The organism is Stenotrophomonas sp. TWI1409 (assembly GCF_039673015.1).
GTDB lineage: Bacteria > Pseudomonadota > Gammaproteobacteria > Xanthomonadales > Xanthomonadaceae > Stenotrophomonas > Stenotrophomonas maltophilia_A.
In genome coordinates this window covers 46,129-52,591 of the sequence record NZ_JBDJKU010000028.1, presented here as the reverse complement: position 1 = coordinate 52,591, position 6,463 = coordinate 46,129, and the positions used below count along the sequence as shown (strand labels likewise).

Below are 6,463 nucleotides of genomic sequence, written 5' to 3'. Positions count from 1 at the left end.
AGTGTCCGCATCAGTTGGTTGGGGGTTTCTTCCTCGCTGGCTGTACTCCCCTTCCGCCCCCCGCGTGCCACGCACGACTCTACTCAGAACAACGAACCCTGCGGCGAATCCTTCTTCGGCGGCAGCGGCTTCAGGAACCGGCTGCAATCCAGCTTCGGCCAATGGCTGTTCTGCGCATTGAAGCCCAGACGTTTGCGCGCCAGCTTGAAGCGGTTGTTCAACAGATCGGCATACACGCCCTGGCCCCGCATGCGCGTGCCGAACTGGCTGTCGTAGTCCTTGCCGCCGCGCAGCTGCTGGATGGTACTCATCACATGTGCGGCGCGATCTGGATGATGGGTGTCCAGCCACTCGCGGAACAGCGGTGCCACTTCCAGCGGCAGGCGCAGCAGCACATAACCGGCGGTGCTGGCACCGGCATCGTGTGCAGCCTCCAGCACCGCTTCCAGCTCGCTGTCGTTGATCCACGGAATCACCGGCGCCACCATCACGCCAACGGGAATGCCGGCCTCATGTAGTCGCTTCATCGCGCGCAGCCGCGCATGCGGTGCAGACGCGCGTGGCTCCAGCTTTGCGGAAAGATGCGGGTCCAGCGAGGTCACCGAGAAGTGCACGCTGACCAGGTTCTCCGCCGCCAGCGGTGCAAGCAGGTCGATATCGCGCTCGACCAGTGCGTTCTTGGTGATCAGCGAGAAAGGATGCTTGGTCTCCAGCATCACTTCGATCAGCTGGCGGGTGAGTTTGAACTTGCGCTCGATCGGCTGGTACGCGTCGGTGTTGATGCCCAGCGCGATCGGCTGCGGCACGTAGCCCGGCTTCGACAGCTCCTTGCGCAGCAGCTGCGGCGCATTGGTCTTGGCGAACAGCTTGGTTTCGAAATCCAGGCCCGGCGACAGGTTCAGATAGGCATGCGAGGGGCGTGCAAAGCAGTATGAGCATCCATGCTCGCAGCCGCGATACGGATTGACCGACTGGCTGAAGCCGACGTCCGGCGAGGTGTTGCGGGTGATGATGCTGCGCGCGGTTTCGGCACGCACTTCGGTACGCAGGCGCGGGGCAAGGAACTCCTCGCTCTCGTCGACCGCCCAGCCGTCGTCCACCGCCTCGCTGACAGTGCTTTCAAAGCGCCCGGCAAGGTGGGACGTGGAACCTCGGCCCTTGATCGCAATACCCATTGCGGCAGGGTACGTCGTGGTTGTCTCAATGGCTGCGACGGCCGCCTGAAGGGTTCAGCGCCACCCGTAGAGTCGAGCCGTGCTCGACTCCCACCCAGGGTGGCCCAAGACCGAAGTCGAGCAGGGCTCGACGCTACAGGGGAGGGATCAGAGCAGCGCCAGGTACCCGCGCACCGTGGCGTCCAGCCCGTCGTACAGCGCCTCACCGATCAGCGCGTGGCCGATCGACACCTCCAGCACGTCCGGCACGTTGGCCAGGAAATCGCGCAGGTTGTCCTGCGACAGATCGTGGCCGGCGTTCACGCCCAGGCCAACGGCCTGTGCACGGCGTGCGGCAGTGGCGAACAGCGCCAGCATCGCGTCAGCATCACCAGCCGCATGCGCCTCCGCATAGGGCCCGGTATACAGCTCGATGCGGTCCGCACCCACTTCGGCCGCCTGCTCCAGCAACGGGTTGCCGGCATCGACGAACAGGCTGACCCGGCAACCCATCGCTTTCAGTTCGGTGATCAATGGGCGCAACCGCTCGGCATCGCGCTCGAAGTCGAAACCGTGGTCGGACGTGATCTGCCCATCGCCATCCGGTACCAGGGTGGTCTGCGCCGGGTGGGTCTGTGCACACAGCGGGAGCAGCCCCGGATAACCCTCGCGCGGCGGTGCGAACGGATTGCCTTCGATGTTGAACTCCACCCCACGCGCACGGGTCAGCGTGGACAGGGCCAGCACGTCCTCGGCGGTGATATGACGGCGGTCCGGTCGCGGATGCACGGTGATGCCATGCGCGCCGGCATCCAGGCAGGCCTGGGCGGCGCGTACCACGTCCGGTTCGGCACCGCCGCGCGAATTGCGCAGGACGGCGATCTTGTTGACGTTGACGCTGAGCTGGGTCATGGAACGAAACTACTTGGAAAGAGGGGATGGATCGTGATCGTTGGGGTCGTCACCGCGGCGGGCCTGGGCCTGTTCGCGCAGGCGGCGCAGTTCTTCGGCATCGACCAGTGTGGACGGATCGCGCTGTGGATCACCGAAACGGGCCACGTAGCGGCCACGCACCCAGGCCAGCAGGAAGGCGAGGGCGGCCAGCAGGCACAGGGTCATCAGCCCGGGGCTGGGGGTCTTCAGCGCGAAGGCGAAAGAGCCCAGCGCCAGCAGCAGGTACAACCAGTACATAGTCGGGCTCCCCGGATGATCGGCGCAGTGTAGCGCTGCGTCAGAGCAGCGGCGAGGCCAGCCGGGCGAAGGCCTCGGGCAGGCGGTGCAGCCACAGCGAACGACCGGCCTGGTCGTGCACACGCGTGGAACGGTCGAATTCGCCCTGCAGCAGTTCGGCCAGCGCAGCCACCCGGTCACGGTCGCTGATCATCATCGACAGCTCGAAGTTCAGCCGGAAGCTGCGGTGATCGAAGTTGGCACTGCCGACGATGCAGACGTCGTCATCGGCGATGAAGGCCTTGGTATGCAGCATGCGTGGGCCGTACTCGTAGATCTTCACCCCGGCATGCAGCAGCTCGTCGAAGTAGGAGCGGGCGGCCTGGGTGACGAACCAAGAATCGCTCATCTTCGGCACCAGCAGGCGCACGTCCAGCCCGCCCAGCGCGGCCGAGGTCAGTGCCATCCGCGCCGCTTCGCCCGGCACGAAGTAGGGCGTGACCAGCCAGACGCGCTCGTGCGCTTCCTGGATCGCCGCCACATGCAGGCGATGGATCGTTTCCCAGCCCGAGTCCGGGCCGGAGACCAGCACCTGGGCGTTGATCGCACCATCGCCGCGCAGCGGCATGTCGGCTGGCCACAGACGCGCGATGTCCATGCGCGAGGGATCCTGTCCACTGGCGTAGAGCCAGTCCTCGGCGAACACCAGCTGCAGGCTGCGCACCACGTGGCCGCGGATGCGCATGTGCAGGTCGCGGTAGGCATCCGCCCTGCGGCTTTCATCCTCGTCGTCGGTGATGTTGATGCCGCCGGTGAAGGCGAGGCGGCCGTCGACGATCACCAGCTTGCGGTGGGTACGCAGGTTCAACCACGGGCGCTTGAATGGCTTCAGCAGCTGCCGTGGGTGGAACCAGATCGCTTCGCCACCGGCGTCGAGCAGCGGCTGCAGGAAGCGGCGGGGCAGGGCCGACGAACCCACCGCGTCGAGCAGCAGGCGCACCTGCACACCCGCGCGGGCGCGCTCGACCAGGGCGTCGCGCAGCGCGGTGCCGGCATGGTCCGGGTTGAAGATGTAGTACTCCAGGTGCACGTGATCGCGGGCCTGCGCGATGGCGTCCAGCAGGGCCGCGTAGGTTGCCGCGCCATCCACCAGCCAGGTGACTTCGGTGGCGCTGCTCGGCGCGAGCCCGGTCGTGGCCTGTGCGACCTTGGCCAGCTCGGTGCAGTCGGCGTCGGGTGGGCAGACATCGCTGTAGTGCTCCATCCCCGAGCGGGCACGGCCACGGCGCAGGCGCTGCCGCTTCACCTTCTGCGGGCCCAGCAGGTAGTAGATGAAGAGACCCAGGTAGGGCAGCAGCGCCAGCGACAGGATCCAGCTCAGCGTGGCCACCGGCTCGCGCTTCTGCAGCATGATCCAGCCCGCCAGCGCGAACAGGTACAGCAGATAGGCGACCGCCAGGATCGTGCCAAGGTGGGCGATGCCGTCGAGCCAGTGGCGCAGGGAGTCGAAGAGGGCGAGCATCCGCCGATCATAACGGTCCAGGCCGTCAGGCATAAAAAAGACGCCCCTGTTTCCAGGGGCGTCTGCAGTCGCGTCATGACTGTTGTATTGCGGTGTAGCAGTTACTGCTGCACAAAACCGATCTTCTTCATCTGAGCGTTCTTCGCGGCAGCCAGAACCTTGGCCATCACGTCGTACTCGGAATCCGGGCTCGCATCGATGCGCAGTTCCGGCTGGTTGGTCGGGTCCTTCTGGACCTCGTTCTCCATCCGCTGCTGCAGCTCGCTCGCATTGATCGGGCTGTTGTTCCACGAGACCTGGTTGCTGGCGTCGATCTTGAGTTCGATCGGCGGCGGCGGTTCGACCAGCTGCGGCGGTGGGTTGAGCACGCGCTGCGGCAGGTCCACGGCGATCGGGTACGTCATGATCGGCGCGGTCACGATGAAGATGATCAGCAGAACCAGCATCACGTCCACGAGGGGCGTGACGTTGATGTCTGCCATGGGGCCTTTGCCACCACCACTACTGAATGCCATGGCTTACTGCCCCTTCTCTTTGGTCGCGACGAAGCCGACGTCCAGCATGCCCTGTTCCTGCGCGATCTTGGTCATCTCGTTGATGACACGCATCTTGGTGGTGCGGTCACCACGCAGGTTCAACGGCGGCTGCGGGGTCTGCTGGGCGGCGGTCGCCAAGCGCGACTCGAGAGTCTGCTTGTTGATTTCTTCGTCGTTCCAGTAGATCGAGCCATCTTCCTTGACTGCCAGGGTGATGGGGCCCTTGCGGTCGTTGGTGTCGTCCGGCTTCTGGACCAGGTTGGCCTCCGGCAGATCCACCTTGACCTTGTGGGACATCAGGGGCGCCGTGATGATGAAGATGATCAGCAGCACCAGCATCACGTCCACGAGGGGCGTAACGTTGATGTCGGCCATGGGGCCGCCGCTGTTACCACTACTGAAAGCCATAACGGGCTCCGTCTAGATCGTGTTGACTACGTTCTCGCTGGGTACAGCGCGTCGCAATTAGCGGACGCGCGAACCGGTGGCGAAGAAGTCGTGCAGGTCGTGCGCGAAGGTATCGAACTTGCTGATGGTCGCGCTGTTGATCTTGCTGAAGAAGTTGAAGGCGAACACGGCCGGGATCGCGACGAACAGACCGATCGCGGTCATGATCAGCGCTTCACCCACCGGGCCGGCAACGGCGTCGATCGAAGCGGAGCCGGTGGCACCGATCTTGATCAGCGCGCCGTAGATGCCCCACACGGTACCCAGCAGACCGACGAACGGAGCGGTCGCGCCGACGGTGGCCAGCAGGGTCATGCCCGACTGCAGCTTGTTGCTTTCGCGGGTCACGGCCTGACGCAGAGCGCGGTCGACGAACTCCGAACGGCTCAGGTTCTCACCCACGCCGCCGGTGGCGCCGCCTTCAGCGCGCTGGTGGTGGGCAGCCGCCTGGGCAGCGTCCAGGGCGATCTTGGAGAACGGCTCGGAAGCCGGCTGTTCTTCCATCGCACGGATGGCGTCCTGCGCGTTCGGGGTATCCCAGAACAGGCTGACGACGCGATCAGCGGCGCTCTTCAGGCGGGTGGCGCGGAAGATGTTGATGACGGTCCAGTACCAGGACATGGCCGACATGACGACCAGGGTCAGCAGCACGACCCAGGAAACCGCGAAATCACCCGGCTTGGTGGTCATTTCGTGGATCAGGTGCTCGAAGCCCATCTGCGACAGGGCGTTGGACGGATTGCCCCCGGCAGCAGCGGCGATGAAAATTTCCTGCAGCATGACGCTTACCTTTGTTGTGTGTGGTGATAAAGGGTGTAGCTAAGCTAAACAATCGAACTGGGAGCGGGGGTGGCCAGGCGGCCACCCGGACGCATCAGTTCAGCGCAAAGTTGACCGGGACGCGAACGCGACCTGCCGCCTTCTTACCGCCAGATTCAGCGGCGTTGAAGCGCCACTTGCGAGCTGCTTCCATCGCAGCACGGTCCAGGTCGCGGTTACGGCTGGACTTTTCCACCGTGACATTGGTGACGTTGCCGCTGGCATCGACATCAATGATCAGGATCACTTCGCCCTGGATACCCGCGCGGAAGGCTGCCGGCGGGTAGCGCGGCGGGTTCATGGCCTTCGACGAGATGTCCACGCTGGCCTCGATCGAGGTCGGCGGAGCCGGCGGCGACGGAGGCGACGGCGGGGTGACGATATCGCTCGGGCGCGGTTCCGGCACGTCCACGACCGGCGCCTGCGGCGGCGGCGGGACCGGCGACGGCTTCGGCGGCGACAGGTTCTTCACCGGCGGCGGCGGAGTATCCGTCGGCGGCGGCGGCGGCGGCGGCGGTGGCGGCGGCGGCGGGGCGTCGACGATCGTCACCATGACGTTGCGCTCCTTCTCAGCCACGGCCTTGGGAGCCACGGCGGGGATCAGGAGCATCATGAACGCGGCCAGATGCAGGGCAATTACAAACGCGATGCCGACGATGCGAGGCCAGCTCAGCCCCTTGTCATCGGGTTGTTCGTACCGGTGAACGACTAGTTGTTCCGTCATGCGCCAAGAGCTCAATAGTGGGGCCGGGATGCCGGGGGCGGAATCCCTGATCAGCGGTGCATGACACCGCAGGAACCTCCAAGCTTATACC

The 6,463-nt window shown here is 65.2% G+C and carries 8 protein-coding genes; all 8 read right to left on the bottom strand.

Translation table 11 applies throughout. From position 1 onward, the window contains the following. Positions 1–83: 83 nt before the first annotated feature. Positions 84–1,175 carry a PA0069 family radical SAM protein gene (locus ABE423_RS11280; RefSeq protein WP_346486050.1) on the bottom strand — a complete coding sequence of 364 codons (1,092 nt, stop codon included), beginning with the start codon at positions 1,173–1,175 and terminating at the stop codon, positions 84–86. Positions 1,176–1,322: 147 nt separating this feature from the next. Next, positions 1,323–2,066, bottom strand: coding sequence for a pyridoxine 5'-phosphate synthase (locus tag ABE423_RS11275; protein WP_125892597.1), 744 nt, complete (start codon positions 2,064–2,066; stop codon positions 1,323–1,325). 9 nt (positions 2,067–2,075) lie between these two features. Further along, the gene (locus tag ABE423_RS11270; RefSeq protein WP_125892595.1) at positions 2,076–2,345 is read right to left on the bottom strand and encodes a hypothetical protein; all 270 of its coding nucleotides are present in this window, start codon (positions 2,343–2,345) and stop codon (positions 2,076–2,078) included. A gap of 40 nt (positions 2,346–2,385) precedes the next feature. Then, entirely contained in the window at positions 2,386–3,846 is a 1,461-nt protein-coding gene (gene cls / locus ABE423_RS11265) for a cardiolipin synthase (RefSeq protein WP_032129285.1), read from the bottom strand. Between the two features lie 101 nt (positions 3,847–3,947). Next, the gene (locus tag ABE423_RS11260) at positions 3,948–4,361 is read right to left on the bottom strand and encodes a biopolymer transporter ExbD (protein WP_032129281.1); all 414 of its coding nucleotides are present in this window, start codon (positions 4,359–4,361) and stop codon (positions 3,948–3,950) included. Between the two features lie 3 nt (positions 4,362–4,364). Beyond that, positions 4,365–4,790: a biopolymer transporter ExbD gene (locus tag ABE423_RS11255; protein WP_012509603.1), complete on the bottom strand. Its 426-nt coding sequence runs from the start codon at positions 4,788–4,790 to the stop codon at positions 4,365–4,367. 57 nt (positions 4,791–4,847) lie between these two features. Then, on the bottom strand, positions 4,848–5,609 hold the full coding sequence (gene exbB / locus ABE423_RS11250; RefSeq protein WP_004132614.1) for a TonB-system energizer ExbB: 762 nt from the start codon (positions 5,607–5,609) through the stop codon (positions 4,848–4,850). Between the two features lie 94 nt (positions 5,610–5,703). Next, positions 5,704–6,261: an energy transducer TonB gene (locus ABE423_RS11245; protein WP_180836271.1), complete on the bottom strand. Its 558-nt coding sequence runs from the start codon at positions 6,259–6,261 to the stop codon at positions 5,704–5,706. Between the last annotated feature and the right edge of the window lie 202 nt (positions 6,262–6,463).

What these genes read in the sequence shown, in the direction of transcription:
- ABE423_RS11280 (WP_346486050.1), bottom strand. Translation starts at nt 1,175, where the DNA reads ATGGGTATTGCGATCAAGGGCCGAGGTTCCACGTCCCACCTTGCCGGG.
- ABE423_RS11275 (WP_125892597.1), bottom strand. Translation starts at nt 2,066, where the DNA reads ATGACCCAGCTCAGCGTCAACGTCAACAAGATCGCCGTCCTGCGCAAT.
- ABE423_RS11270 (WP_125892595.1), bottom strand. Translation starts at nt 2,345, where the DNA reads ATGTACTGGTTGTACCTGCTGCTGGCGCTGGGCTCTTTCGCCTTCGCG.
- cls (WP_032129285.1), bottom strand. Translation starts at nt 3,846, where the DNA reads ATGCTCGCCCTCTTCGACTCCCTGCGCCACTGGCTCGACGGCATCGCC.
- ABE423_RS11260 (WP_032129281.1), bottom strand. Translation starts at nt 4,361, where the DNA reads ATGGCATTCAGTAGTGGTGGTGGCAAAGGCCCCATGGCAGACATCAAC.
- ABE423_RS11255 (WP_012509603.1), bottom strand. Translation starts at nt 4,790, where the DNA reads ATGGCTTTCAGTAGTGGTAACAGCGGCGGCCCCATGGCCGACATCAAC.
- exbB (WP_004132614.1), bottom strand. Translation starts at nt 5,609, where the DNA reads ATGCTGCAGGAAATTTTCATCGCCGCTGCTGCCGGGGGCAATCCGTCC.
- ABE423_RS11245 (WP_180836271.1), bottom strand. Translation starts at nt 6,261, where the DNA reads ATGATGCTCCTGATCCCCGCCGTGGCTCCCAAGGCCGTGGCTGAGAAG.